Annotated in this window: 25 protein-coding genes and 3 pseudogenes; 17 read left to right on the top strand and 11 right to left on the bottom strand. The window is 70.2% G+C overall.

The features are described from left to right. Positions 1-233: pseudogene (locus tag JK361_RS39100) on the top strand (sulfite exporter TauE/SafE family protein); the annotation flags it as partial. 107 nt (positions 234-340) lie between these two features. On the opposite strand, the pseudogene JK361_RS39095 reads toward JK361_RS39100, so the two are convergent. Beyond that, a pseudogene (locus JK361_RS39095) lies at positions 341-556 on the bottom strand (hypothetical protein); the annotation flags it as partial. Between the two features lie 160 nt (positions 557-716). On the opposite strand from JK361_RS39095, the gene JK361_RS39090 reads away from it, so the two are divergent. From JK361_RS39090 to JK361_RS39055, 8 genes are all read left to right on the top strand, one after another. Next, entirely contained in the window at positions 717-1,136 is a 420-nt protein-coding gene (locus JK361_RS39090; protein ID WP_201827592.1) for a CBS domain-containing protein, read from the top strand. 502 nt (positions 1,137-1,638) lie between these two features. Further along, complete coding sequence (locus JK361_RS39085) at positions 1,639-2,328, top strand: 2OG-Fe dioxygenase family protein (RefSeq protein ID WP_201827590.1); 690 nt, start codon at positions 1,639-1,641, stop codon at positions 2,326-2,328. 6 nt (positions 2,329-2,334) lie between these two features. Further along, positions 2,335-3,171: a class I SAM-dependent methyltransferase gene (locus tag JK361_RS39080; protein ID WP_201827588.1), complete on the top strand. Its 837-nt coding sequence runs from the start codon at positions 2,335-2,337 to the stop codon at positions 3,169-3,171. Next, complete coding sequence (locus JK361_RS39075) at positions 3,168-4,541, top strand: diaminopimelate decarboxylase family protein (protein ID WP_201827587.1); 1,374 nt, start codon at positions 3,168-3,170, stop codon at positions 4,539-4,541. Before JK361_RS39080 ends, JK361_RS39075 begins: the two co-directional genes overlap by 4 nt. Next, on the top strand, positions 4,538-5,830 hold the full coding sequence (locus JK361_RS39070) for an MFS transporter (protein ID WP_201827584.1): 1,293 nt from the start codon (positions 4,538-4,540) through the stop codon (positions 5,828-5,830). Before JK361_RS39075 ends, JK361_RS39070 begins: the two co-directional genes overlap by 4 nt. Beyond that, a complete protein-coding gene (locus JK361_RS39065) occupies positions 5,827-7,107 on the top strand; it encodes an ATP-grasp domain-containing protein (RefSeq protein ID WP_201827582.1) in 1,281 nt (426 codons plus the stop codon). Before JK361_RS39070 ends, JK361_RS39065 begins: the two co-directional genes overlap by 4 nt. Then, positions 7,100-8,284, top strand: a complete 1,185-nt coding sequence (locus tag JK361_RS39060) for a GNAT family N-acetyltransferase (protein ID WP_201827580.1) — start codon at positions 7,100-7,102, stop codon at positions 8,282-8,284. The genes JK361_RS39065 and JK361_RS39060 overlap by 8 nt, the downstream gene beginning before the upstream one ends. Beyond that, on the top strand, positions 8,271-9,284 hold the full coding sequence (locus tag JK361_RS39055; RefSeq protein WP_201827578.1) for an alpha-hydroxy-acid oxidizing protein: 1,014 nt from the start codon (positions 8,271-8,273) through the stop codon (positions 9,282-9,284). The genes JK361_RS39060 and JK361_RS39055 overlap by 14 nt, the downstream gene beginning before the upstream one ends. Before the next feature lie 320 nt (positions 9,285-9,604). Here the strand turns inward: JK361_RS39055 and JK361_RS39050 are convergent, their stop codons facing one another. Continuing rightward, positions 9,605-10,177, bottom strand: a complete 573-nt coding sequence (locus JK361_RS39050; protein WP_201827576.1) for a hypothetical protein — start codon at positions 10,175-10,177, stop codon at positions 9,605-9,607. A gap of 364 nt (positions 10,178-10,541) precedes the next feature. Here JK361_RS39050 and JK361_RS39045 point away from each other — a divergent pair, with 364 nt between their 5' ends. After that, positions 10,542-11,807 (top strand): choice-of-anchor Q domain-containing protein, encoded by a 1,266-nt coding sequence (locus tag JK361_RS39045; RefSeq protein WP_201827574.1) that lies wholly within the window; start codon positions 10,542-10,544, stop codon positions 11,805-11,807. 31 nt (positions 11,808-11,838) lie between these two features. Further along, positions 11,839-13,563 (top strand): carboxylesterase/lipase family protein, encoded by a 1,725-nt coding sequence (locus JK361_RS39040; RefSeq protein ID WP_201827572.1) that lies wholly within the window; start codon positions 11,839-11,841, stop codon positions 13,561-13,563. Between the two features lie 52 nt (positions 13,564-13,615). On the opposite strand, the gene JK361_RS39035 is transcribed toward JK361_RS39040, so the two are convergent. Next, positions 13,616-14,275, bottom strand: coding sequence for a TetR/AcrR family transcriptional regulator (locus JK361_RS39035; RefSeq protein ID WP_201827570.1), 660 nt, complete (start codon positions 14,273-14,275; stop codon positions 13,616-13,618). A gap of 564 nt (positions 14,276-14,839) precedes the next feature. Here JK361_RS39035 and JK361_RS39030 point away from each other — a divergent pair. Then, on the top strand, positions 14,840-15,355 hold the full coding sequence (locus JK361_RS39030; RefSeq protein WP_201827568.1) for a GNAT family N-acetyltransferase: 516 nt from the start codon (positions 14,840-14,842) through the stop codon (positions 15,353-15,355). 70 nt (positions 15,356-15,425) lie between these two features. On the opposite strand, the gene JK361_RS39025 is transcribed toward JK361_RS39030, so the two are convergent. Both JK361_RS39025 and JK361_RS42915 read right to left on the bottom strand, forming a co-directional pair. Next, complete coding sequence (locus tag JK361_RS39025) at positions 15,426-15,836, bottom strand: winged helix-turn-helix transcriptional regulator (RefSeq protein WP_201827566.1); 411 nt, start codon at positions 15,834-15,836, stop codon at positions 15,426-15,428. 55 nt (positions 15,837-15,891) lie between these two features. Continuing rightward, positions 15,892-16,961 (bottom strand): IS630 family transposase gene (locus JK361_RS42915; protein ID WP_443732171.1). Its coding sequence is split into 2 segments (ribosomal slippage): positions 15,892-16,475 and positions 16,475-16,961, totalling 1,071 coding nucleotides; the frame shifts between segments, so codons are not numbered across the junction. A gap of 135 nt (positions 16,962-17,096) precedes the next feature. Here JK361_RS42915 and JK361_RS39010 point away from each other — a divergent pair. Next, positions 17,097-17,954 (top strand): alpha/beta fold hydrolase, encoded by an 858-nt coding sequence (locus tag JK361_RS39010; protein WP_201827561.1) that lies wholly within the window; start codon positions 17,097-17,099, stop codon positions 17,952-17,954. Positions 17,955-18,387: 433 nt separating this feature from the next. On the opposite strand, the gene JK361_RS39005 is transcribed toward JK361_RS39010, so the two are convergent. From JK361_RS39005 to JK361_RS38980, 6 genes and pseudogenes are all read right to left on the bottom strand, one after another. Continuing rightward, on the bottom strand, positions 18,388-18,741 hold the full coding sequence (locus JK361_RS39005; protein ID WP_201827559.1) for a hypothetical protein: 354 nt from the start codon (positions 18,739-18,741) through the stop codon (positions 18,388-18,390). Between the two features lie 402 nt (positions 18,742-19,143). Then, positions 19,144-19,551, bottom strand: coding sequence for a TipAS antibiotic-recognition domain-containing protein (locus tag JK361_RS39000; protein ID WP_201827557.1), 408 nt, complete (start codon positions 19,549-19,551; stop codon positions 19,144-19,146). 168 nt (positions 19,552-19,719) lie between these two features. Next, the gene (locus JK361_RS38995; RefSeq protein ID WP_201827555.1) at positions 19,720-19,998 is read right to left on the bottom strand and encodes a hypothetical protein; all 279 of its coding nucleotides are present in this window, start codon (positions 19,996-19,998) and stop codon (positions 19,720-19,722) included. 140 nt (positions 19,999-20,138) lie between these two features. Then, a pseudogene (locus JK361_RS38990) lies at positions 20,139-20,417 on the bottom strand (XRE family transcriptional regulator); the annotation flags it as partial. 145 nt (positions 20,418-20,562) lie between these two features. Beyond that, entirely contained in the window at positions 20,563-21,063 is a 501-nt protein-coding gene (locus JK361_RS38985) for an NUDIX domain-containing protein (RefSeq protein WP_201827553.1), read from the bottom strand. Between the two features lie 35 nt (positions 21,064-21,098). Beyond that, positions 21,099-22,451 carry an NsdA family TPR-like regulatory protein gene (locus JK361_RS38980; protein WP_201827551.1) on the bottom strand — a complete coding sequence of 451 codons (1,353 nt, stop codon included), beginning with the start codon at positions 22,449-22,451 and terminating at the stop codon, positions 21,099-21,101. Positions 22,452-22,676: 225 nt separating this feature from the next. Between JK361_RS38980 and JK361_RS38975 the strand changes: the two genes are divergently transcribed. The 4 genes from JK361_RS38975 to JK361_RS38960 all read left to right on the top strand — a co-directional run. After that, a complete protein-coding gene (locus tag JK361_RS38975) occupies positions 22,677-23,426 on the top strand; it encodes a hypothetical protein (RefSeq protein WP_201827549.1) in 750 nt (249 codons plus the stop codon). 83 nt (positions 23,427-23,509) lie between these two features. Continuing rightward, on the top strand, positions 23,510-24,421 hold the full coding sequence (locus JK361_RS38970; protein WP_201827547.1) for a phosphotransferase family protein: 912 nt from the start codon (positions 23,510-23,512) through the stop codon (positions 24,419-24,421). Position 24,422: 1 nt separating this feature from the next. Further along, positions 24,423-25,115 (top strand): class I SAM-dependent methyltransferase, encoded by a 693-nt coding sequence (locus JK361_RS38965; protein ID WP_201827545.1) that lies wholly within the window; start codon positions 24,423-24,425, stop codon positions 25,113-25,115. Positions 25,116-25,145: 30 nt separating this feature from the next. Next, on the top strand, positions 25,146-25,720 hold a 575-nt coding region (locus JK361_RS38960; RefSeq protein WP_201827543.1), incomplete at its 3' end, for an HAD domain-containing protein.

Raw genomic sequence — 25,720 nt, 5'->3', positions numbered from 1 at the left:
GGCGGAGAGGATGTCAAGGCATCGTCGTCAACGTCTGCTCCCTGGCGGCCAACGGCGTTCCCCGGCTGGGCCCCACCGGTTGGGCTTCCGCCGTCGCGGCCATGATCGTGGGCGCGGTCATCGGCAAGGTGCTCTCCGACCGAGTCCCGGAAGGCCGAGCCCGGCAGCTCGTCCTGATGCTCGCCCTGGCCGGCGGGCTGTCGGCCCTGGCCAAGGGGTTGGCAGGGCTGTGATCCCAGGGGCTGTGATCCCAGGCCGCGACCACCCGCCCGGCAGAACGCCGACCGGCGGCGGCCCGTCTGTCGCCGCCGGTTCACGCCGCCTACCGCTCGGGCGGCTTCTACAGGCCGCTACCACCTATCGGCGCCGGTGAGAGGACGAGCACACGTGACGGATCAGGATCGACACGCAGCGCGACGGGCTGGGCCCTGTCGTCGGCCAGGCGGTAGGACAGCCCCACCACGGCGGTCCGGCCGGCGGCCACCGCCTCGGCCAGGACGCGGGAGCGCTCCAGCAGCAGGTCGACGGTGTGCTCGATGTGCTCGGCCAGGATCTCCCGGCAGATGTCCGGGACCGCAGGCCGGAAGGTAAGCGCCTCGCCAGAGGCCATCGGAACCTGAGCCCGCCCGTCCTCCCGTCCTCATGTGAAGCGGGGCCGTGCGGCGGGTACCCGGCCGTAGCCCAGTGGGCACCGGCTCTCAACCTAGGGAGGAGTCATGACTCAGCATGTGCGGGACATCATGACCAGCCAGCTGGTGACGGTGGAGCCGCAGGCGTCGGTGACGGCGGTGGCACAGAAGATGCGCGACGAGGACATCGGTATCGTGCTGGTCATCGAGGGCGACGATCTGCGGGGCGTGGTCAGTGACCGCGACCTCGTGGTGCGCGCGCTCGCCGAGGGCGGTGACCCGGACGAGAAGACCGTGGCCTCCGCCTGCAGCGACGATCTTGTCACCATCACCCCGGACGAGGATCTCGACCGTGCCGTGGAGCTGATGCGCGAGCATTCCATCCGCCGCCTTCCGGTCGTCGAAGAGGGCCACGCCGTCGGTATCGTCTCCATCGGCGATCTGGCGATCGAACGCGATGCACGCTCGGCACTCGGCGACATCAGCGCCGCCAGGCCAAATCAGTAGGACCAATACATCGCGGGGAACGCGGCAGCTGCTCGCGGCGCACTTCCCGCGCGTGAAGCCAGGGCCCGGTCCAGCTGCCACCGGGCCTGGCTGCGTGAGCGGTGGCTATCCGGCGGATGGAGACAGCCGCGCGCCATGTGGGGCCGCGGTGCTGCTTCGCGGTCGGGCCCGTGTCAATGGCACCGCGACCCGCCGCAACCCTCGCATCGGTGCTCACGCCGATGTCAGCGTGCTCGACACCCTGGCCGCCACCGCGGCGGTCGCGACCGCGAACTGACATCTGATCAGGCGTCCTGCCGGATTGCCACTCACTCACCGATTGAGCCAACTCGCCGCATTCATCCAGTAGTTACCGAGCGTTAACCTGACAAAGTGTCGAACTGCCGTCGGCGGAGCACGCCATAAAGATCATTCCCTGGACCGGTCGCGTCTGCATACAGTCACGCCACCGCTTGAGGGAGCCCCAGGGTGCTCCTGGGGCTCGTACATTGGGGGATTTTCCATGGGCTTGAACCCGCAAGGCTTCGCCATCATCGACACTCCGCCGCTGGACGACTTCACCCTGTCGCAGTTCGAGGAACTGCCGCTCGACCCTTACACGGGTTCCACACAGCGTTACCGCCGCTTCTCCCAGTTCCGCCTCGTCCACGACGGCGAGTGGAAACTGGAACTGCTGCCGCACCGGCACTTCGCCCAGCCCCGCCAGTACAACGACCTGGTGGGCGGGCAACTGCGGACCCTGGAGCCCCTGACCGTCGACCCCACCGCGCTCATCGCCGCCGGTGCCGAGGCCCTGGAGCTGGACAAGGACACGGTGTGGCAGCTCAACATCCACCAGTGCAGGGTGGTCTCCACGCCTGACGTCGAGGGCGTGGCCGCCCCCGAGGGACCTCACCGCGACGGCCATGACTACGGCATGGTCGCCGTCACCCGGCGTCACAACATATCCGGCGGTGAGACCCAGCTCATGCCGCTCGGCGGTGGTGAACCGTTCTTCCGCACCACCCTGGAGGACGGCCAGGCCATCGTCTTCGACGACAAGCTCATGTTCCACCACGTCACCGACATCCAGCACCTCACCGACGAGGGAGGCCACCGGGACGTGTGGCTCGTGGCGATCAACACCTGGGAACATCGGCGTTACGGCGAGGAGTACGAGGCCGAGGTCCTGGCAAGCAACAGCGAGGGCTGAGCGAACATGTCCCAGCACAGCCTTGAAACTCCGGCTCTGCCGGATCTCAGCACGGCCGAACACTACAACCGCATCGGCGTCGGATACTCCGCCGTCCGCCGCCCCGACAAGCGGTGGGCCGACACCATCCGTGCCGCGCTCGGGGACGCCCGGACCGTCGTCAACCTCGGTGCGGGTTCCGGTGCCTACGAGCCCACCGACATGCAGATCGTCGCCGTGGAACCGTCTCGGGAGATGCGCAGCCAGCGCGGCCCGGACGCCGCTCCGTGCGTCATCGCCCGGGCGGAGTCGCTTCCCTTCGACGACCAGGCCTTCGACGCGGCCATGGCGGTCCTCACCGTCCACCACTGGTCGGACCTGGAAGCCGGGGTCTCGGAGCTGCTCCGAGTCGCCGAGCGTTTCGCGATCGTCACCTATGACATGGACGTCCAGGCGGACTACTGGTTCACCCGGGACTACGTTCCGGAGATCGCGCAGGCTGAACGTTCCCGGGTTCCCGCGCTGGAACACCTGACCTCGCTGCTCGGGCCCTGCGACATCACCGAACTTCCCGTCTGGCGCGACTTCACCGACGGTTTCATGACCGCGTTCTGGGCCCGGCCGGAGGCGTATCTCGACGCCGAGACGCGGCGCGCCTGCTCCGCCTTCTCGCTCACCGACCCGGAGGCGGTGGAGCGGGGCGTGTCACGCCTGCGCGAGGACCTCGCCTCGGGCGAGTGGCAGCGCCGCTATGCCGACCTGGCGGACCGGGGCGCCATCGACGCGGGCTTCCGGCTGGTCACCGGCACGTCCCCGTACGCCCGGGCACGACTCGGCGGAGCCGGACAGGGGGCAGCAGCGTGAGCCGGGCATCGTCCGACGTGACCGCGACGCCCGCCTGGGACTACGACCGGCTGGTCGCCGTGGCCCGCCGCCACGGCACTCCCATCCAGGTCCTGGACGTGCGGCGACTCGACCGGGCCGCCGAGCACCTGCTGGACGCACTGGGCGCACTGGCAAGGCCGGTCCGGGCCTACTACTCGGTGAAGACCAACTACCTGCCGTATCTGTGCCGCCGGCTCGCCGGCCACGGCATGGGCGCCGACGTCGTCTCCGGTTATGAACTGGAGGCGGCCCTCGCCGCCGGCTTCCCGCCGTCGGAGACGGTGTTCAACGGCCCGGTCAAGACCGAGGACGAACTGGCGGCGGCCCTCCGGCACGGTGTGCGCATCAACATCGATGCCGAGCACGAGATCGACATGCTGGAGCGGCTGGCCGCGCAGGCCGGGCGAACGGTCGAGGTGGGGCTGCGGATCTCCCCCGGCACACCGGTCTCGACGTCGTCCGACCCCTCTTACCGCGCCCAGGCCGAGCGGGTGGCCCGCCGCAACCGGTTCGGCTGGCCGGCCGGATCTCCCCAGCTCGCCCGGCTCGTCGAGCGCATCGCCGAATGTCCGCGCCTGTCCCTGACGGCTGTCCACGCCCACCTCAGCAGCCAGATCGTGCACCACGACCTCATGCTCGGGGCACTGGAGCGGGTACTGGACGAAGCCCAGGACCTCCACCGCAGGTTCGGGCTGCGCGAGGTCAACATCGGCGGAGGCTTCGGCGTACCGGGTATCCGCCGCCCCCGCTTCGGGCCGCTGTCCGCCCTGTGGGGCCTGCAGGGCGGCGATCCGGTGCCGGACGAGGAGCCGGTGCTGGACCTTGCGTCGCTGCTGTCGGACGTGGACAAGCAGATGCAGGACCGGGGGCTGGACGGGGTGGCGCTCGCCTGCGAGCCGGGCCGCTGGCTGGTCTCGGACGCGATGGCCATGGTGACCCGGGTCATGTCGCGCAAGGAACTGCCGGAGGCGAACTGGCTGATCCTGGACGGCGGCAACAACATGGCTCCCTGGGCAGGCACCGGGGAGGTCCACCGGCTGGTCCCGGTCGGCCGCGCGTTCTCACCGGCCTCCCGCAACTGGTCGGTGGCGGGCCCGCTGTGCTACGAGAACGACGTCCACGCCGCCGCGGTGGACCTGCCCGACGACATCGGCGTCGGTGACCTGCTCTGCCTGCACGACACCGGCGCCTACTCGCTGGGCCGCAGCAACAACTTCATCCGGACCAGAGGGCCCGTGGTCGCCGTCGACGGGGACCGGGAGGAGGTCGTCTGGCGGGCCGAGACCACCGAGGATGTGTTCCACTTGGCCGACCCCGGCCGTCAGGTGTCCACGGGAGCCTCCTCTTGATCCGGAGTTACGCGGAGCTGCTCAGGCTTCCGGGTGCGAGCGCGGCAGCACTGCCTGGCGCGCTCGCCCGCCTGGCGGGCACCATGGTGCCGCTCGCCCTGCTGCTGGCCATGGTGCAATCGGGGCACTCCCTGGCCGCAGGCGGCAGCGCCGGAGCGGCCTACGCCCTCGGAAGTGCCGTGGGAAGCCCGGTCAACGGCCGCCTGATGGACCGGCGCGGCCCCGCACCGGTCCTGCGCATCACCGGTCCCGTGACAGGTCTTCTGCTGGCCGGGTTCGCACTCGGTACGGCCTGGGCACCCACCGGTGCCCTGCTGGCCGCGGCGGGTGCGGCCGGGCTCACCACCGCCCCGGTGGGAGCCTCCGCCCGAGCCCTGTGGAACAGTCTCACCGAGGACGCCGACCTGCGAAAGCGGGCCTATGCGTTCGAGGCGACCCTCAGTGAACTGCTCTTCATCCTGGGGCCGTCCGCGGTCAGTGCCCTGGGCTGGCTCACCGGTGCCAGGGACGCCCTGCTGGCCACGGCCGTGCTGCTGGGCGCCGGCGCACTCGGATTCGGGCAGGCGGAGGTGGTGCGCCGGCAGCGGCCGAAGCCGCCGTCCGCCCAGGGCGCCTCGCCGGCGTCCGCACGGCGCGGCACCGCAGCGCTGTCCGTGCTCACCGCGATCGGCCTGACGGCCGCCCTGTCCACCGCACTGGCGGTGGCGGTCACCGCGGCGCTGCGCGCCCAGGGCACGGCGACGGAACTGGCCGGAAGCCTCGTGGCGCTCCAGTCCGCCGGAAGCGTGCTCGGCGGACTGCTCTACGGCGCCCGCAGCCGCGCCGGAAGCACCTTCGGCCGCTATGCCCGGCTTCTGGTCGTCCTGACCGCCGCCCTGGCGACGCTGCCGGCCTTCCCCCTCGCCCACCGCGCCGGGCTCCCGCCGTCGTGGGCCCTGTTCCTGCTGGGCGTCCTGCTGGTGTGCAGCGGCCTTCCCATGGCGCCGACCGGAGCCGAGGAGTTCCAGCTCATCGGAGAGATGACTCCCCAACACCGGATGACCGAGGCGTTCGCCGGAGTCGGCAGCTTCATCTCGATCGGCGGGGCAGCGGGTTCCGCGCTGACCGGTGTGATCGCCGAGGGCCCCGGCCCGGCGTGGGCCCTCTCCCTGCCCGCCGCGTTCACGGCGGCCGCGCTCGTCCTGACGCTGGCCGCCCGCGGCCCCATCATCTCTGCCGTCGCCGGGGCGCGTGCGGCAGACCAACCCTCGTCTGTCACCACCCCCAACGCTGGAGAGCCACAGGCATGAGCAGCAGCTCCCGCGGCGTACTCGCCGTCGTCGAAACCCAGTTGTCCAACTTCGGGCTGACCCCGCTCCGCGCCGCCCACGAGCTGGGCTTCCACACCGTACTGCTGAGCAACGAACCGGACCGCTACCGAGTGGTCAGCGTGGCGGAGGAGATCTTCGCCAAGCACGTCGACGACATCATCGAGACGGACACCAACAGTGTCGACGCGGTTGTAGCGGCCCTGGAACCCTTCCACACCGAGGGCCGCCTGAGCGGCGTCATGACCGTCACCGACTACAACCTCCCCATCGTCGCCGAGGTGGCCGCTCGCTTCGGCCTGCCGGGGCTGTCCCCGCAGGCCGCCCGGAACTGCCGCGACAAACTGCTGATGCGCCGCGCCTGCCAGGCGGCCGGAGTCGCCGTTCCCGGATTCCACCAGGCGACGAGCGAGGACGACGCTCTCGCGGCCGCCGACCGGTTCGGCTACCCGTGCGTGGTCAAGCCGATGACCGAGTCGGCCAGCATCGGCGTCACCCTGTGCCCTACCCCCGCCGACGTACTCGCCGCCTACCGGGACATCAGCTCCCGTCCCACCGACTTCCGGGGCCAGCCCCGCCGGCCGGGTGCGCTCGTCGAGGAGTACCTCGTCGGCTACGAGGTCAGCGTGGAGTCGGTCCTGGTCGACGGTGAACGACGGGTCCTCGGCGTCACCGACAAGGCGCTCGGTTCCCACCCCTCCTTCGTGGAGATGGGCGACACCTTCCCCTCGATGCTGTCGGCCCCGGTCCGCGAGCAGTGCACCGAACTGGCCGTCCGGGCCCTGGAAGCCGTCGGCCACGACTTCGGTGCCGCGCATGTCGAGGTCAAGGTGACCGCGGACGGGCCCCGGATCGTCGAGGTGAACGGACGTATGCCCGGCGCGGAGATCACCCAGCTCATCCGGGAGGCGACCGGGGTCTACCTCCAGCGCGAGTGCGTCAAGCTCCACACGGGACAGACCGCCGATCTCACCTTCACACACAGCCGGGCCGCGGCCTCCCGTTACCTGGCGGCCCACCGGGCCGGCACCCTGGACCGCATCGACGGCGTCGACCTCGCGCGCCGGATCCCGGGCGTGATCGAGGTGGACCTGGAAGCCCACCCGGGTGACCAGGTCCGCCCGGCCGCGAGCAACCTCGACCTGCTCGGATACGTCGTCGCGGTCGGAGACACCACGGGCGACGCGGTACGCCGCGCCGAGTCCGCGCTGGGTCAGCTCACCCCCCTGTTCGCCGCGGGGGAGAGTTCCGATGACTGAGCAGGAGGCGTCCCGTGCGGCCCTGGACGTGGCTCTGTGCCGGGATCTCGAGCAGGTGGACACGGCACGCTGGGACGCCCTGCTCGGACCGCGCGGCTTCTACTCGGCGAGCCCGTGGCTGCGGCACGCACAGGCCACCGCTGCGACAGCCCCGTACTACTTCACGGCCGCCCAGGGGCCGGAGCTGATCGCCGCCCTGCCGGCGTACCCCCTGGAGGCCGGCACACCGTACGTCTTCTGCAGTCCGGGCCGGGTCGTCGGCACGATCCATCAGCGGGTGACGGGGGAGGCCGCCACCTGGCCCGGCGCACTGATGCCCGCCCTCGCCTGCGGCGGCCGCAACCCCTCCCACACCAGGGCCGCAGTGAACGGCGAGGTCCCCGCCGAACTGCAGCGCCACGCCCTGCAGGCACTGGTCGGCGCCGCCGAGCGGGAAGCGTGGACGGCGGGCCTGGAAGCAGTGTCCTTCCTCTACGTCGACGAGGACGACACGGTGCTGCGCGGCGTCCTGGAGGCGGAGCGGTACGTATCCCTTCCCGGCCAGACGGCCTACTCCCTGGAGGTCCCCCAGGACGGCACCTTCTCCGGCTACTTGGCGAGGTTCCCGTCACGGCACCGCGTGAAGATCAGAAAGGAGCTGCGGGTACTGGACGCCGCGGGAGTCACCTACCGCACCCAGTGCATCACCGAGCAGCTGATCCAGCAGGTGTCGCCCCTGGAGATGGCGCTCTACGCCAAGCACGGCACCCAGGCCGACCCCCAGGCGTTCCTGGCCGTGCTGCGCAGCGTGGCCGCCAACGCCGGCGAAGCGGCGCGCGTGACGACCGCTCACCTGGACGGCAGCATCATCGGGTTCATCCTCACCTTCACCCACGGCGGACAGATGTACGCCCGCCAAGGCGGTTTCGACTACGAGGCGCAAGGAAAGCTCCCCGTCTATTTCGGCCTCGCGTACTACGAGTTGCTCCGCATCGCACTGGCCGAGGGCATCTCGCACATCCACTACTCCACCGGTTCGGACACGGTGAAGCTCTCCCGCGGCTGCAAGCCGACGCGGCAGTACGCCTATGTGAAGGCGCGCCGGGCCGAGCAGAGCGAGCTGCTGTCCGAGCTGGCCCAGCGCTGTGCCGGCGATCTGACCGAGGCAGGAGCCGGAAGTGAGCATGCTGTCCGATAGCGCCACAGACCTGGAAGAGGCCGGCGTCGTCCATGCCTCCGACCGCTGGCTCACCCTCGACGACGCGCGGCGAGCGGCCCTTCCCGTCCTGCCCGGTGATGTCCGGGACCTGCTGGACGAAGGCAGCGCCGACGACACGACCGTGACGGCCGTCCGTGCTGCGCTGGACGCCGTTCAGCTGATCCCGCGCGTGCTGTCCGGCGTCTCCCACTGCCGTACGTCCACGCGGCTGCTGGGTGCCAAGGCGGCCCTGCCGGTGGGCGTGGCCCCGCTGGACTGCCTGGAACGCCTCCACCCGGAGGGGGAGATCGCCACCGCACGGGCGGCGGCGGCCGCCGGTGTGCCCTGTGCTGTCGGCATGCGCAGCGGCCATCTGCTGGAGGCCATCACGGCCGAGTGCCCGGACACCTGGTTCCAGCTGCCCGGCCTGCCCGACCGCGTCCTTTCCGCCGCTCTGGTGGACCGTGCGGAGAGCGTGGGCTGCCGGGCGCTCATCGTGTCCGCACACCCGGGCGACGCCCGCGACACCGCCTTCAGCTGGACGGACCTCGCCTGGCTGCGCGGCCAGACGGAGCTGCCCCTGGTCGTCAAAGGAATCCTGCATCCGGACGATGCCGCCCACGCCGCACACCTGGGCGCGGACGCGATCGTGGTCTCCCACCACGGCATGCGGCAGCTCGGCACGGTAGCGCCGGGCATTTCGCTCCTGCCCGCGATCTGCGATGCCGTCGCACGCCGGGCGGAAGTCCTCCTCGACAGCGGGATCCGCAGCGGGACGGATGTCCTGAAGGCACTGGCTCTGGGTGCGTCCGGCGTCCTCGTGGGCCGTCCGGTGCTCTGGGGGCTCGCTGCCGACGGACAGCGGGGAGTGGAACGCATCCTGTCCCTGCTGCGTTCGCAGCTGGAGGACGTCATGGTGCTCGCGGGCTGCCGCGACGTGCCCCAGGCCCGGCGGCTGGACCACCTCACCCAGGGAGGCGATGCCCGGTTCAGGCGCTGAAGGGAAGGCCGCGGTAGCAGCACAGCGGCTGATGCCCGGGCAGCAGCGGCCTGTACCCCGGGGAACGGACGTCACGCGCTGGTCAGGGCCTGCCCACAACTGACGGCGCGTCGTCCGCTGCCGCATCGCCGGGCTCGGTGTCCGCGATCCGGTGGGCGCTGTGGTCTGCAGGCAGCACTGCTCGCGCCGACCTTCGCACCACGGCAACTCACGGCCCACCCGCTCGTCCCGGTCTGCTTCGGGAGTCGACGAGGACTACGTCGAGCCGAGTCCAGGATCCTGGTCCACCCCGCTAGATCGCATCTCGGCTGTCCGGGGACTTACGGGGCTGTCCCGGAGTCCAGGTCATCGAACGTCAGCTGGCGGTTGTCCTCGCCCATGCTTTGACTGGTGGGGATGTACTTCGGCCTGCGACTCCAACGGCTGTAGACCATGGGGCCCGAGGCCACTCCCACCCCAAATCGGTGCAGGGTCCCCGGCCTCTCAAATGCCTCCAGAGTGGTGCTGCTCAGGTGTACGGGCTCCCATCTCACGCGAGCGAGGGAGCCGACTTTCATAGCCGCGTCCGCGGGGAGTTGCGGGAAGAAGCAGGAGGTCACGTCCGCCTGTGGGTCGTGGGCGAGGCGTTTCAGAAGACGCAGGCAGTACCTGTCTCGAACCTCCATGGTCACGTGAGTGAGCTTCACTGCCGTCTGCCCGCTGTTGCGAACGGTGATGGCCAGGAGGAAGCCGGTCTTCTCACCCCCTGGCCAACGCATTTCCACACCGACAAAACCGGCTTCCACCTGCAACCGAGGACCGACCCTGCGGTAGGCGGCGTAAGAGATGGCCATGTTGGATGCAGTGAATGCCGCGCTGGCCCCCGCGATGATGCGGGCGACGTTGTCAGGCATGGATCAAGAATGCCTGACGCATCACGGCATGTGGCCCCGGATTCTGAGCGGCAAGCGGGTGAAGTCGCCTCCTACGACGCCGTTCCGGGCTGCGGCGGAGCCCTTCGAGGTGCGTCTCTATCCGGTCATTCCACTGCCGGTCAGTAGACACGGAATCAGATGAATGGAACGCTCCTTACAGAGAGCGGACGAGTCACACACCGTTCACATCTCACCGGCTCCTCTGCCCGGCCCACCCGGCCGTTCGAGCGCCCCCACCCCCGAAGGCGCCCGGCCGCGTCTCTCGCACGGGCCGCATCCGAACCAGCAGGACGTCCTCGCATCAGCCAAGTCCTCCCCTTCCTCGCCGAGAGGGGTTCACCTGATGAACCTGCCAACCAGTCCGGCGTCACTCTCAGTCGTCCTCGCCGCCGCCATGGCACTCGCCGTCCCCGCGGACATGGCCGCCGCGCCCACGGCCGTCGCCGCCGCGCCCGCAGCCGACGGACCCACGGAGTTCACCGTGGACACCACGTCCGACGCGGCCGATGCCGACCCCTCGGACGGCCTGTGCCTCACCGCGTCGGGCGCGTGCAGCCTGCGCGCTGCGGTGATGGCCGCCAACGCCCGCCAGGGCAGCACCATCACGCTGCCTCCGGGCCGCTACCGGCTGACCGTGCCACCCGATCCCGGCAAGATCATCGGAGATCACCCGGACCCGGCCACGGGTGACCTGAACATCGCGGTGCCCACCACGATCCGCGGCTCCGGCGCACGGACCACCGTCATCGACGCCAACCACCTGGACCGCGCCTTCCGCATGCAGGCGGATACCAGGCTGTCCGATCTGACGATCACCGGGGGAGTCGCCAAGGAGCGCGAACTGCCCGTCACCGACACCGGTGGCGGTGGCATCGCCAACGGACACCACATGACGCTGCGACGGGTGGCCGTGACCGGGAACTCCGCGGGCTACGGCGGCGGCATCTTCAACATTCCCGGCTCGCACCTGGATCTGATCGACAGCACCGTCAGCGGGAACGTCGCGGGAGAGGCCGGGGGCATCAGGTTCGACGACAGCGGCACGGTGACCAACTCGACGGTCGCCGGCAACCGGGTGACGAACCCGGGCGACCGTCCCGGCAGCCTCGCCGGCTACGGCGGCGGTATCGACATCCGTGGCCGGGGCCCCGTGGTGATACTCAACTCGACCATCGTCGGCAACAGTTCGAGCGACGGCGGAGGCGGAGTCAACATCGCCCCCGCCTATCTCGACAGCTTGCCCTACCCGATCCCCGATGTCGTCGATCTGCCGCTGGGGCGACTGACGTTGCGCAACTCCGTCGTCGCCGGCAACACCGTCGACGGCAAGGGCGCCGATTGCAAGAAGGCTTTCGCCACCATCACCTCGGAGGGCCACAACATCGACGGTGACGGAAGCTGCCGGCTCACCGCCGCGGGCGATCTGCCCAGCCGTACGCCGCTGATCGGCCCGCTCGCCGACAACGGCGGCCCCACGGACACGGCCGCGCTGCTGCCGGGAAGCCCCGCCCTGGACGCGGCGGCCGGCTGCCCTGCCACCGATCAGCGCGGTGTCGCCCGTCCCCAGGGTGCAGCCTGCGACATCGGTGCCTACGAGTCCACGTCATGACGGCACCGCTCGCACGGCGTCAGGAGGTGCGATGAGATCGCCGAGTCTGCGCACCCTGGCCCGTGCCGTGATCGCGGTTCTGGCCCTGCTGCTGTCCTCCCTCGCGGTTCCCCCGCCCACGGCCCGGGCCGATGCCGGCCACGACTCCCTGGTCGTGCGCACCGACCGCGGCTGGTTGCGCGGTGCGGCCCTCCGCGACGGCGTCCGGGTCTTCCAGGGCATCCCCTTCGCCGCCCCACCGACGGGCGAGCTGCGCTGGCGTCCCCCGCGGTCCGCCGAGCGATGGCCCGGCGTGCGGGATGCCACCGCACCGGCCCGCCCCTGCCCCCAACCGCCGCTGACGCTGCTCCCTGACGGGGGCCCCGTCCTGCCCGGCGACTCCAACCGCACCGGCAGCACCACGGAGGACTGCCTGTACCTCAACGTGTGGACACCCGCTCGCACCGGCGGCCGGCCCCTCCCCGTGCTGGTGTGGCTTCATGGGGGCGGCAACGCCTACGGCGCCGGAAGCGACTACGACGGCTCGGCTCTGACCGCGCGCGGCCTGGTCGTGGTGACCGTCAACTACCGCTTGGGAGCACTGGGGTTTCTTGCCCACCCCGCCCTGTCATCGGAGAGCGCGGACCACGCCTCCGGCGATTACGGCCTGATGGACCAGCAGGCCGCGCTGCGCTGGGTCCGGCACAACATCGGCGCCTTCGGCGGCGACCGCGATCGGGTGACCCTCGGCGGCCAGTCCGCCGGAGCGGTCGACACCTGCGCCCACATCGCCTCCCCGACCGCCGAAGGCCTGTTCCAGCGGGCGATTCAGCAGAGCGGGAGCTGCGCCTCGGACGGCGGTCTGACACCGCTTTCGCTCGGCGCTGCCGAGCAGAGAGGAAGCGACTTCGCGGCCTCGGCCGGCTGCGCGGACCCGTCGACCGCGGCGACCTGTCTGCGTGCCCTGACCACCACAGAGCTGCTTCGCGGCACGGGGACAGGGACGGCATCCGTGTGGGGCCCGAACACCGGGCCACGCGTCCTCCCGCGTGCTCCGCACAAGGCATGGGCCGAGGGACGAGTGAACGCCGTCCCGACACTGAACGGCAACACCCACGACGAGTACCGGTACTTCACCGCGCTGTACGTGGATCTGCTCGGCGGCGGCCCCCTGACCACCGCCTCGTACGCCGCCTTGATCGGCCTCCAGCACGCAGGCCGCGCAGCAGCAGTACTGCACACGTATCCGGCCTCAGGGTATCCCTCCCCGAACCTGGCCTACTCCGCCGTCAACACCGACCAGCGGTTCGCCTGCCCGGCGCGGGCCGACAGCCGGCTGTACGGCACCCAGGCGCCCGTGTACGCCTACGAGTTCCACGACCCCCAGGCACCACCGTTCATCCCGGCACCGCACACGCCGCAGGGAGCCTTTCACGCCTCCGAGCTGGCCTATCTCTTCCCCACAGGCGCCGTACGCCTGACGCCCGCCCAGCAGCGGCTGTCCGCCACCATGACCGCCTACTGGGCACAGTTCGCGGCCACCGGCGACCCCAACGGCGCCCGGGCCCCCGCCTGGCCCCGCTACACGGGCGACGGGGACTCCGTCCAGGTACTGGCGCCGGACCGGGTCGCACCCACCACAGGCTTCGCGACCGATCACCACTGCGCATTCTGGGCCCCTTCCCCACTTACCGGGGGCCGCGCGATGACGTCGACGCCTCTGCGGCCGCAACGAGCCCTCGCCTCATGGCTGCCGCACGAGGAACGGCCCGGCTGAGCGCCGAACGCGCCGTGAACCGCCCCCGTCCGGGGGCGGTTCACGGCGGTCGTCATTCCCTGTCCGCGGCGTCACGCGGCAGGGCGCCCTCGCGCGGGGTTGCGCGCACCGGAACGTCGTGGTGAGCCGCGAGCGCCAGCAGGGCGACGTGCAACTGCCCGGTGTCCAGACCAACGCTCGGATCGAACCAGCGCGCGACGGCGGTGCCGCTCGCCATTCTGAGTGTGAAGCGCGCCAGCTCGTCCGCGACCTGAGGCCGGTCGTCCAGCCCGAAGACAGCGCACAGCGCAGCATGAGCCCAGGCCACCAGCGCGTCGCGGTAACGGTGCACCTCCGCCACGGCCGCTGCGCTGGCGTCCTGCTGCACCATGCCCAGCCCCAGCAGCAGTTTCAGGCCGTGCGGGTGGCGCTGGAAGGCGTCCTGGACGTCCGCGAGGAAGGCGTCCAGGCGTTGCGCGACGTCGGCTCCCGCCATCTCGGCCCGGGGCAGGGCTGCCAGCAACGCGATTCTGGCGCGCTCCAGCACCGCGACGTAGATCCCGTCCTTGCTGCCGAAGTGCCAGTAGATGGAGCTGGCCGGCAGACCGCACTCGGCGGAGATCATGGAAATAGAGGTGGCGGCGTAGCCGTACCGCGCCATCAGCGCGCCGGCGGTGTCGAGAATCGCGTCACGGGACCGTGCTCCACGGTCCTGGGCCGGTGCCTGCGTCATACAGCCGACTCTAGGCGAGAAGCGGGTGCCTGCTCAGCCTGGCGCCGCTTCTCGACATTGCATCCGGCCGCGTCCGGCGGCTGCAGGCCGTCGGCCGGGCATGCATGCCGTGCCGGCGGCGGTTGCGGGGCCCGAGAGCCCGGGACGTCCCCCCACCCGCCGCAGCGCACCCGAGTCGCCCGGCCGTCCGCACAGAGTGGGCTCCCAGGCCTCCGGCCGCCGGTGCACCGGCGGTTGAGTGGTGCACAGCCACTCAAAAATGGCTTGCTTACGCGAAGCAGGGACGCTCATCGGCCTGTTCCGGTGGCGAGGGTCGGGCTGCCCTCCGTGTAAGTCCTGACGTGATGCCGTGAGCGATGCCCAGTATCGGCGCCGACGACGACCACACTCCTTCAGATTTCCGCTTCCCTCCGTGGTCGATCAGAAGCACAACGCAATCGACGTGACGTGAAGTCCTCTTGAGCCGGCCCGGAGCCGGCAAAAGACTGCTGCGGTAGCAAGGTCGCGCTCTTGCCCTGGGCGCCCCGGCACAACAGTCACGATCGCAATGTGAGGAGAACGTCCATGCCCGACGCCGGCCGTCGAGACGGCGCATACTCGGTCACGCTGACCGATGGAACCGCCACCCGAACCCGCAAGGCGGCCCCTGAAGACCTGGTGCCCGTTCAGGAACTGCACCGCCGTTGCTCGCCGGGCAGCCGAGCCCTGCGATACCACGCGGGCCAGTGCGGGCTCTCACCCGCCGAATGGCGTCAGTTGTCCAGCCCGGAGCATGGCACCACCCTGGTGACCGCTCCGACCGGACGTACGGACCACATCATCGCCATGACGAACGTCATGCGCACCGATCAGCAAGGGCTGGGGGAACTCGGGATTCTGATCGAGGATGCGTGGCAGGCGAGGGGGCTTGGCACCGCGCTGGCCGAACATGCGGCCACCGTTGCCCGCCGCGAGGGGCACCACGCGCTGACCGCCGTCGTGGCGGCGAGCAACAAGCCGATGCTCCACGTCCTGGAGAAACTGGACGCGAGGCCGGTCGGAGCCACCGGGTCCGTGCTCGACCTCCGCATCGTGCTCTAGGCCTTCATCCGTGAGGGACCGCGACGGGGTTGATGCTCCGTCATGAAATCGGGGCGCGGAACCGGTCTGCCTACCCCTCATCGGCCTGCTGGGCGGCGGCGTCGTTGGCGCGGTCGATCTCGGCCATGTGCTCCTCCGCCCAGGTCCGCAGCCCCGCAAGCGCGACTTCCAGGGACAGCCCGAGTTTGGTGAGTCGGTAGAAGACCCGCGGCGGCACGGTGGGTTCGACCCGGCGCGCCACCAGCCCGTCGCGGGTCAGGCTTCGCAGGGTCACGGACAGCATCTTCTGCGACACGCCGGGCATCCGGCGTCTCAGCTCCGCGAAGCGCACCTCGTCCGGTGCGGCATCGGCGAGCGTCTTGACGGCCATGGACGTCCACTTCGTACCGATGCGGTCCAGCAACTGCCGCGTCGGGCAATGGGGATCGAACAGATCGCCGCGTACCCCGTGACCGGGGGCCCGGGCTCCTCGGGTGGTCACCTGCGGCTCACCACCTTCCCTGAAAGTGCCGTCTAGAGATCTTTAACGGCTGAGGTTACGGCGGTTGGAAGTCGAGCCCGGTCTTGGCGATGAGACCGTCGATGAGGCGGGGCCGGTATTGCATGCGTTTCAGCCTCGTCTTCACCAACACGGTGAGCTGGTCCAGGCCGTGTTTGGTGAGGTTGGCCAGCGACCTCTTCAGGTGCGACCACACGCCCTCGACGGGGTTGAGCTCGGGAGCGTACGGCGGCAGCTGGTAGACGGTCAGCCATAATCGGGCGGCGATCAGCTCGCGCATGGTGCGGCTGACGTGTGTGTTCAGGTTGTCCCAGACCAGAACGATGGGGCCGCCGAGCTGCTGGTGGGCGGCATCGAGCAGGCGTGCGTAGTCGGTCTCGGTGAAGCCCTTGCGGCGGCCTTTGGCCGGGCCGCGGTTGAGGTGGATGCGGTAGATCAGCCGGGGCCGGTGACCGGCTTTGGTGCAGATCAGCGCCGCCATGGAGACACGTTTGGTGCCTGCGGCGGTGACCCGCACCACCGGGGTGTGACCCCGTCGGCCCCAGGTGCGGCCTTTGGGCGGCCTCAGGCCCTGGCCGGCTTCGTCCTCGAAGCAGAGCCAGGCGCCCAAGTCCGCCGCCCTCTTTTTATGACGGGCCACTGCTCGTCCTTCCAGGCGGCGATCTTCGCCTCGGCCCGCTCGGTGGCCTTGCGGGAGGGAACCTGCACGCTCCAGCCGATGCGGTGCAGCAGCAGGTCCAGCCCCGCCAGGGTGTACTCGACGCCGAACCGACAACGCACGACCTCGGCGATCCGCGCCAGCGTCCAGCACTGGTCAGGCCAGCCGGAGGCGGCCGGGCCTGCATCCAACGCCTTCTGCAGCACGCGCAGTTGACTGGAGTCGAGCTTGCAGCGGGCACCGCCCGCTCCCTTGGAAACCAGGGCCTGCCGACCTCCTGAGGCCAACGCCCGCCGCCAGCGGTTCGCCGACATCCGGGTCACCCTCAACCGCCGGGCCACCTCCCGGTCACTGGCCCCGGTCTCGATCAGATCGGCGGCCGCAAGCCGGACTTGCTCACGTCGAGCCCTTTCATCAGCCGTCAAGCCGCCGCCATCGGGATACCTCATCCTCCCGGCATAGCGCAGCCCACGACAGCCGTCACGACTCCGCGTAACCCGCACCGTTAAAGATCTCTAGGAAGCGATCGGCCGGTTACCTATCGTTCTGTGGTCACCAATGGTAACCATCCGGGAGGGGCCGTCATGCCCGTCACCACTGCACACCACCTGCGCCGCATCGCGACGAACGGCGTCCAACTCAACGTCGCGATCGCCGGGGACGGACCTGCGGTTCTCCTGCTGCACGGTTTCCCGCACACCTGGCAACTCTGGAGCGGCATCATGGGCCGACTGGCCGGGCAGTACCGAGTCATCGCCCCGGACCTTCGAGGCCTCGGTGCCAGTGCACGCGCCGTCGAGGGGTACGACGCAGGCACCCTCGCCGCCGACGCCGAAGGGCTGCTCGACGCACTCGGCGAGCCCTCGGCAGCGGTGGTCGGCATCGACGCGGGCACTGCTCCCGCCATCCTGCTCGCGCTGCGTCGGCCCGGCCTCGTCCGGCGCCTGGTCGTGATGGAGGCACTGCTCGGCCACCTGCCCGGAGCGGAGGACGTCGTCGCGGGCGGTGCCCCGTGGTGGTTCGGCTTCCACGCCGTCCCCGGCTTCGCCGAGACCGTCCTGGCCGGCAACGAGGCCCCGTACGTCGACTGGTTCCTCGACTCGGGGACGCTCGGGCGAGGAGTACCCGACGAAATCCGTGCGGCCTTCGTCCACGCGTACACCGGGGGTGCGGCTTTGCGCTGCGCGTTCTCCTATTACCGGGCCCTGCCCACCAGCGCGCAGCAGATCCAGGACGCAGTCTCGACGGCTCGGCTGACCATGCCCACCATGGCCGTCGGCTCTCACCCCGTCGGCACCGGGCTCGAACGCCAACTCCGTCCCATCGCCGATGACCTGGTCGGACACCATCTCCAGGACTGCGGCCACATCATCCCCCTGGACCGCCCCGACGCGTTATTCGCGCTCCTTGCTCCCTTCCTCTCCGCCGATCTGCCGAAGTGACCCGAGCGGGGCCGAAGGATCACGGTCGGCGGTTCGGGTGTTCGTCCCCGCGTGTGAGTTGTCCACGACCGCCTGCGACGGGGAGGCAAGCCGCTCACGCTGCCCGGCGGCCAGAGCGTGCCGCACCACGTGCTGCCGCTGCCGCTGAAGCCACCGCCCCACACTCGGCGCCGAGGGACACCAGCGGCTCCACCCCGGCGTAGCTGCGCTGCCGGTCCACCGGCCACGCCGGGCACCAGTCCTCATCGATCTCCGCCGGCTGCGCCGCGCGCCGCCCGCCGGCGACTCGGCTGTCCGGAACCGAACCGGGCCGTCGGCTGGGCCCTGGAGGGCCGGCCCTGAGTTCCAGGTGTGGGCGACGCGAGGCTCTTGCCGGCTGGGTCTTGGTTCGGTGGCCGGGTAGGCAGCGGTTCGGCCGGATGAGGGCGTGTGGTCAGGAGAAGACGACGGAACGCAGGAGCAGGCGGTCGGATGCGCCGGTGCCCGGGGGGAGGGTGTAGTAGGTGTCGCCTTCGCAGTCGGCGTCGAGGAAGACGGTGGCGGTGGCGTCGGTGCGGTTCTTGGGGGCCCGGCTGAAGGAACCCGGTTCGGAGGCGGGTCCTTGCAGGTTGATGCACTGGCTGCTGGGAGGGTTGTTCAGGAAGCCGACGGCGTCGTACCCCTCGGCGGTGGTGTAGGTGTAGCGGAACTGGCCGGCTGCTGCGGAGGCGGCGCCGGGCGCGGCCAGAAGCAGGGCGAATGCACTGCATGCGGCGCCGGCGGCCGCGACGACGGAACGAGGGGTCACAGTATTTCCTCTCTGTCGGGTGACGGTGTGGACCGGTCACGGTGATGCCCTCGCAGCGGATGACGTAGGCGGGTTGTCCCTCGAACGGGAATGCCGAATCGGTTCCTCTTCCACCCGGCTGGCCCACTGCCGTCTTGGCGCCGTCTCGACAAGGAAGGGCTGTCCGGCCGATGCCATGGTGGTCGACGGGCCGGCACCGAACGGTGCCGTGACCCATGCCCTTCGGTGGGTCGCTGACTGCCTTCCCGGGGCGCGGTGTTCCCTCGTTCGGGTGGTTGCTCCAGTGGTGCCCAGGGGCTGTCGCAGCCCCTGGGCCTGAACCCCGCTCCACCCCTCGGCGGGTGCGCCCGGACCCCGGTGCGGGCGCACCCGCCCATGCATGTCCTGGTCCGTGTCGCCCGACTACGCCGAAGCCTCGGCCCCTGCGCTGGGGGCGAAACCGCTTCCCTGCTCGGCGAACACCTTGATCGCGGCGCCCAGGAACCCCACCAACCCGGGATGGTAGGAATCGTGGAACGCCCTCATGGCCTCGTCCTCGGCGTAGAAGAGCGACATGCCGACGTAAGCCTCCCTGGAGGGGGTGTAGAACCGGCAGACGATGTCGAAGTGCCTGCGGACGAGCTCCTGGATCTGCTGGTCCCCCGGCAGGGAGCCGCCGTCCAGGAAAGCCGTGATCTCCCGGTACAGGACGTCCCAGTCCTGGTGGACCCGCTCCCTGTCCACATGCTCCCAGTCGTTGGTCCCGGCAAGGCTCTTCGCCTGCTCCTCGGCCAACGACCGGCGACACTCGTCCTCGTAACTGTTCCCCACGGCACCGGTTCCCATCGTTTCGCCACCTCTCCGGTGGATCCCCGAGAGGCCGCCGACATGTCGACGTCGACCGGCCGCCGATGATCAACTTCCGGTCCAGGCCGAACGGTGACACACAGCCACCGGGTCGGCAAACCATTTCTTGGACCCTCCGGCGCTCCGTCCCGGTCAGCCGGCGGCGGAAAGGCGCAGCTCGAACGGCGAGCCGTCGCAGCGGGGCGTCCAGCCGCTCGACCACGCGGCCCGGATTCCCGCGGCAACCTCGCGCGGCAGGACGAGCTCGGCCGGTACCGGGTCCGGTTCCATGACGGCCGGTCGACCGGTCTCCACGACGAGTGTCGTCCCGGGGCGGGCCGCGTCCTCCACCACGTAACCCAAGGTGCCGAGGTGGTATTCGCAGCACCGGCGGTTCCTGCCCACCCGCCAGCGGTACTCGACACCTGTCATTACGGGCTGGTAGCTGCTACGACGAGCACCAGACCCGTTCGGTCGCCCCGTCTCTGTGCCCAACATGTTCAACGAGGCCCGCCGGACGTGCTCCGAGACTGGGCTCCTAGGGCCAATTCCTGCGCTGCCCGCCTCTTGGGTCAGCGGTGTCGCGGATCATCACGGTGAGGACCGGCGAGGCCGGTGACGGTTGGCTTTGCCCGATGTCCTGGCGCGGTGGCGCGCAGTGCGGCTCCGAACTCCTGCAGCATGCGCGTGACCCGGGCGTGCTGGGTGGCGGCTTCGGCGGGAACCTTCATCGCGGTGGCCGTGGCGGCATCGGAGGCGCCCTGGGCGAGCTGGGCGTGGGCGAGGCGGGTCGCGGTGATGGCCCGAGAGCGGATCATGTGGGGCCGGAGGGCGGCCAGTGTCAGTTCTGCCATGCGCGCGGCTGGTCGATCGGGAATGTGGGCAAGCATCCGGCAGCTGGCCGCGCAAGGTCTTTAACCTCTGGAACACGGGGCGCAACAAATAATCACGGCCCTGCTCCGAGTCGCGCAGGCCACGCTGCCACCGTGCTGATCCCTACTTCCACCCATCCAGCGATACCTGAGGGCCACCGGTGAGATAGCGGTGGAGGGCGCTCGCGGTGGTGTCCACGAACTCCTCCGGGATGGCATCGGCATCGACCCAGCAGACCTGAGCGTGCTTGCTAGGTTCGCGGTTCTCCGGTTCGCCGGTCCAGTCATGGGTGGTGAAGACCACCGTGAGGAAGCCGTTGGGAGCTTCGACGCCCCAAGCGCCATGGATGACGTGGGCGACCTTCAGGGCCTCCGGCTTCACGGTCAGGCCGGTCTCCTCGTACAGCTCGCGTACGGCGGTCTCGGTAATCGGCTCACCGGGTTCGCTCTTGCCGACCGGGAGGTCCCACATGCCCTGGGCGAACTTGGCGTTCTGGCTGCGCTGGAGGAGGACGACGCGGTTGGTGGCCTTGTCGTGGACGATGACGGCGGCGACCAGCAGGGTCATGGATTCGAGGGCGGGCTTGAGGGCTTTGGGGTGGTCGTCGGTTGTCCGCTGAGCCACGGTTGTGTCCCTTCGTCGGCCGGTTGGTGGGCAGCTTAGGCCAGTGCTTCACCTGTGCGGCGGGCGAGTTCGGCCGCTCCGGGCACCCTGCGGCGCTGGTAGACGGCGAGGGTGGAGCGGAGTGAGGTGATCGCTTTGCGGGTGCGGTCCGAGGTCATGCCCTCCGTGAGGGAGAGGGCCTGGGACCAGGCGGCGACGGCCTCGTCGGCGCGGGCTTGGGCGGCGAGGCTGTCGCCAAGGTCGGCGTAGGTGAGGGCATGGACGCGCCTGTACTTCTGCGGGTCCCAGCGCACCAGGGCGTCGCGGTGCTGCTGCTCGGTGCCGACGTGGTCGGCGAGGTCGGTCAGGGTGCGGGCGGTGTGACTGGCGACGGTGCCGGCGGCCGGGCCGCTGACGCGGGAGTAGCTGGGCTGGGGGCCGTCGTCGCGTAGGAGGGCGTCTTCGGCTGCGAGCAGGGCGCGGGCGGCTGCGGGCTTTTCGCCCACGGCGGCGTACGCGCGGGCGTGGGTGATGTGGAGCAGCGCCTCGGTCTGGCCATCGACGTGGCCCAGGCCGCGGGTCAGTGCGCCCTCGACGAGTTCGACGCAGTGGTGGGGTTGCTTGAGGCTGAGGGCCTGGTGGGCGAGGGCGCGCATCATCCAGGCGGCGTGGCCGTGCGGGTCGGCTTCGCAGGCGAGTTGGTAGCCGACCTGGTAGTAGCGCTGGGCGGCGCCTTCCTGGCTGAGGTCGTGGTGCTTCCACCCTGCGAGGTAGGCGAGTTCTGCGACCGCTCCGAAGGCTGCCTGGCGTAAGGCTTCGTTCGGGAACCGTCCGCGGAGCATGGGGGCGGCGGTGTCGGCGAGATACGCGGTGACGGTGGTGAGTCCATGGCCGCCGCCGAGGCGCTCGTCGGCGGCGCTGAAAGCTGCGGTGATCTGGCGTACGACGTCCACGTCCTCCGCACCGACCAGTGAGCTACCGGAGCGGGCGCGGAGCATGCGCGCTGTGGCTTCGTGGTCATAGGCAAGGGGCATGGCGACGCCGGCTGCAGTGAAGGCGGCCACGGCCAGGAAGCGTCGGCGTTCGACGTCGGCACGGCCCAGGTCGGTCGCGGCGAGGACGGGATCAGCCTGCTCGGTCGGTGCCTCGCCTCCGCGGAGACCGATCTCCGTCTCGGAGACCGTGCGGCCTGCTCGTCGGGACAGTGCCTCGGCGAGGTACTGGGCGGTCCGGCCGGTCGGCTGGCGGGTGCCGTTCACCCAATGGGAGACAGCCGACTTGTTGGTCTGGAGGGTCTCGCCGTTCTCGGCAGCGATGCGTCGGATGTCCTTCGCCAGAGCCTCGTAGGTGCAGCCGGTCGCCTCGATGGTGTCGCGCAGGCGGGAGTTGGGTTCTCTCTGCGCTGCCACGACCGCCTCCGCTCCGGAGTTGTAAACCGCGTATACCGCTTTGACTGCCTCTCACCGTACCCACTGTGTGTGACGGCGTGTTCACTGAATATCAGCCGCCCGGCCCGGTCCGACACCGTGACTAGGCTCCCCCCTTCGGCCGGGCGGCTCCCTGAAGTTCCGTACACCCGTTCCGGGTTCAGGCATGCCTGTGCCCGAACCCGGCCGATCACAGACGGAGACACGGTGACCACCATCGACACCACGGCCATCACGGTCGAGCTGCCCCAGGCGTTCGACGAGCGCTGGAGCCGACTGACGGGCATCCAGGTCGACGGCCGGCGCATCACGATCGACCCGGCCGAGTACTTCTTCCGCTTCGAGTCCAACACCTGGCTCGTCGCCGACTGGGAGCTGGTCAGGTCCAAGCTCCTGAGTGTGGAGGAGACCACCGAGAGTGCGGTCGAGCAGCTCGCCCTGGACTTCATCAAGGCCCACGGCGAGTCCACCTCGGACGCCGCCCGCGTGCTGGCCACCGCCTACGAGGTGTACGCCTACCTGTTCCGCGACGAGCACCTCGCCGACCTCGGTCTGCCGCAAATCACCGCCGAGCACCTGCGGATGCTGCGCGAGGCGGCCACGCTGATGGCGCTCAACAAGGTCGAGCTGGACGGGCACATCTCCAACGTCGGCCCGTGCTGGTTCTTCCCCGCCGCCACCTCGGTCGTATTCGACCTGGACGACGAGATGGGCGGGATGCTGGACGAGGTCTACCACGGCAGCTGGTTCAACGAGCACCGCCGCATCGAGTCCATCAAGGCCCACACCGCCCTCGGCGGCCGGCTCGTGCACGGCTGCCAGTCTGTGCCGGACCAGGCCGGGGGCGTCGTCGCACCCTACGGTGCGTCGATGACCGCCTTCCGCTCCGACCTCGCAGCCTTCAAGGCCGGCTGGATCGAGCAGGTCTACGCCCACCGCGTCAGCCCTGCCGCGTAGCACCCGCACCGCACGCCAGGCTCCGGGGCGGGCAGGCACCTCTCGCCTGCCCCGGACGCCCCCACCGCACTGGAGAGCCCTTCATGGACGCGACCCTCAACGCCGAACTCCTGGACAACCTGCTGACCCTCGCCAACCGGACCTGCGCGGCGCGTGAGGAGGTGCGCGTCTGGTCCATGTCCGGCGTCGAGCGTCTGACCTTCGCCGACGGCGGCACCGCCATCTTCAAGTACGCCAGGAGGCCCTTTGACAGGGAGGACCAGGCACTCCGGTTGGCAAAAACGTTCGGCGTCCCCGTTCCTTCCGTTCACGCCTCGGCAGTGCTGGACGGCTGGCTCGGGATGCTGCTGCAAGACCTGGGCGCTCCCATCCGCGAAGCCGACGACCTCGACGGCGCCGCAGCAGCCGTGATTCTGCACCGCACCCGCACGGCTGCGGCCCTGCCTGTCCTCGATCAGGAGGGTCTGCGCGGCCTCCCGGCGCGATCCTTGGAACACCTCGGCCACCTGCGCAAGGCCGACCGGTGGGAGGACACCCACGACATCGAGGACGCTCTCGACCGCATCGCCCAAGCCGCCGAGGCGCGCTCGGCCGGCGCCGCGATCGGCCCGTTCGGCTGGGTGCACTCCGAGTTCCACCCCACCAGCCTCCACATCGGCCGGCGCGGCTGGCGCCTGCTGGACTTCGCCCGCGCCTTCACCGGCTCCGGCCTGCTCGACCTCGCCAGCTGGCACGGCACCCTCGACGACCCCGACCCCGCCCGACTGCGGGTCTTCCTGGAGACGTACGTCAGCGAAGGCGGCACCCCTGACGCCCTCGCCGAGCGTGGCGGGCTTCCGGCCGAGAAGTGGGCGCTGGGCTGGCACCGCGTCTGGGCCGTCGAGTGGTTCATGGAGCAGTCCATCCGCTGGATCAACGACCCGGCCACCGATCCCGCCTACATCAAGGCCGTACGCCGGCACCTCACCGACGTCCTCCACCTCCTGGAGGTCTGACGTGCTTGCCCAGGCGTCCCCCTGGTACGTCCACGCGCTCCAGCGCACCACGGCCACCCCCGCCGAGCCCCTGTCCGTCCCCGCGCGGATGGAATGGACTACACGGCCCGGCAGCGGACCCGGCGCCGAAATCCTCGCACCGGATCTGCGCCGCAAGCGACTGCTGGAACTCGGCTGCGGCCCCGGCCACAACGCCGCCCACCTCGCCACCCGCTACGGCGCCCACGTCACCGGCGTCGACCTCGTCGGCCTACAGGTCCGCCGAGCCCGCTCCCACTACGGACGGCTGAACAACCTCACCTTCGTCGCCGGACACGCCCTGCACTACCTGCAAGCCTCCGACGAGCGCTTCGACGCGATCTACTCCGTCTTCGGAGCGATCGGCCTCGTCGCCCATGAGCTTCTGCTCCTGGCCATCACCCAGCACCTCAAACCCGGATGCACCCTCGCCTTCTCCGTCCCCCACCCTCAGCGGGGCGGCAGGCGGCCTTCCACCGATGACCGGCCCGGCCGCGACTACGTCACCCTTCCCGACCGCACGCGCCTGCCCATCGCGCGCTGGGAGTTCGACGCGGAACGCTGGGAGAAGCACCTCGGACGAGCGGGTCTTTGGCTCGCCTCGGCCCAGGAATTCCACGACGCCCGCCACGGCCTCTGGCCCACCACCCTGCTGATCACCGCGCGCAAGCTCTGACCCCAGCCCCTGCCCCCCTGGGAGAACCCGATGCGCCCGCCCTACCTACTTCTCGACATCGACGGCGTCCTCATCCCCTTCCCGGACGCGGAAGGAACCGGCCCCGAGACCCACACCCGCCACGACGTCGTACCCACCGGCCGAACCGCCGACAACCCAGTCACCATCTGGCTCAACCCAGCCCACGGTCCCCTGCTCATGCACGTGATCCGAACCGGCCTGGTCACCCCCGTCTGGTGCACCAGCTGGCGCCAAGACGCCACCACGCTCATCGGCCCGCTCCTCGGCCTCCCACCCCTGCCACACGTCGAGCTGCCACGTCCGCAGATCACGACCAGCCACCCCAACGGCTACCTGTGGAAACGCGACCACCTCGACGCCTGGCTCGGCGACGCGCCCGCCATCTGGATCGACGACGACTTCACCAACCTCGACCACGAATGGGCCAGGGAGCGCACCGCCCGTGGCCATGTCACCGCCCTCGTCCAGCCGGACCCGCACGTCGGGCTCCTGGCAGAGCACTTGGTCGAGGTCTTGGCTCGTGCGGCCCTGTTGCCCGTCGCACGGGCTGATGCCCCAGGTGTCTCATGTGAAGCGAGGGTCGC

It is taken from the genome of Streptomyces musisoli (assembly GCF_016741855.1).
Taxonomy (GTDB): domain Bacteria; phylum Actinomycetota; class Actinomycetes; order Streptomycetales; family Streptomycetaceae; genus Streptomyces; species Streptomyces musisoli.
Note: the sequence above shows the minus strand (reverse complement) of the source record. Positions and strands in the feature narration are given on the sequence as shown.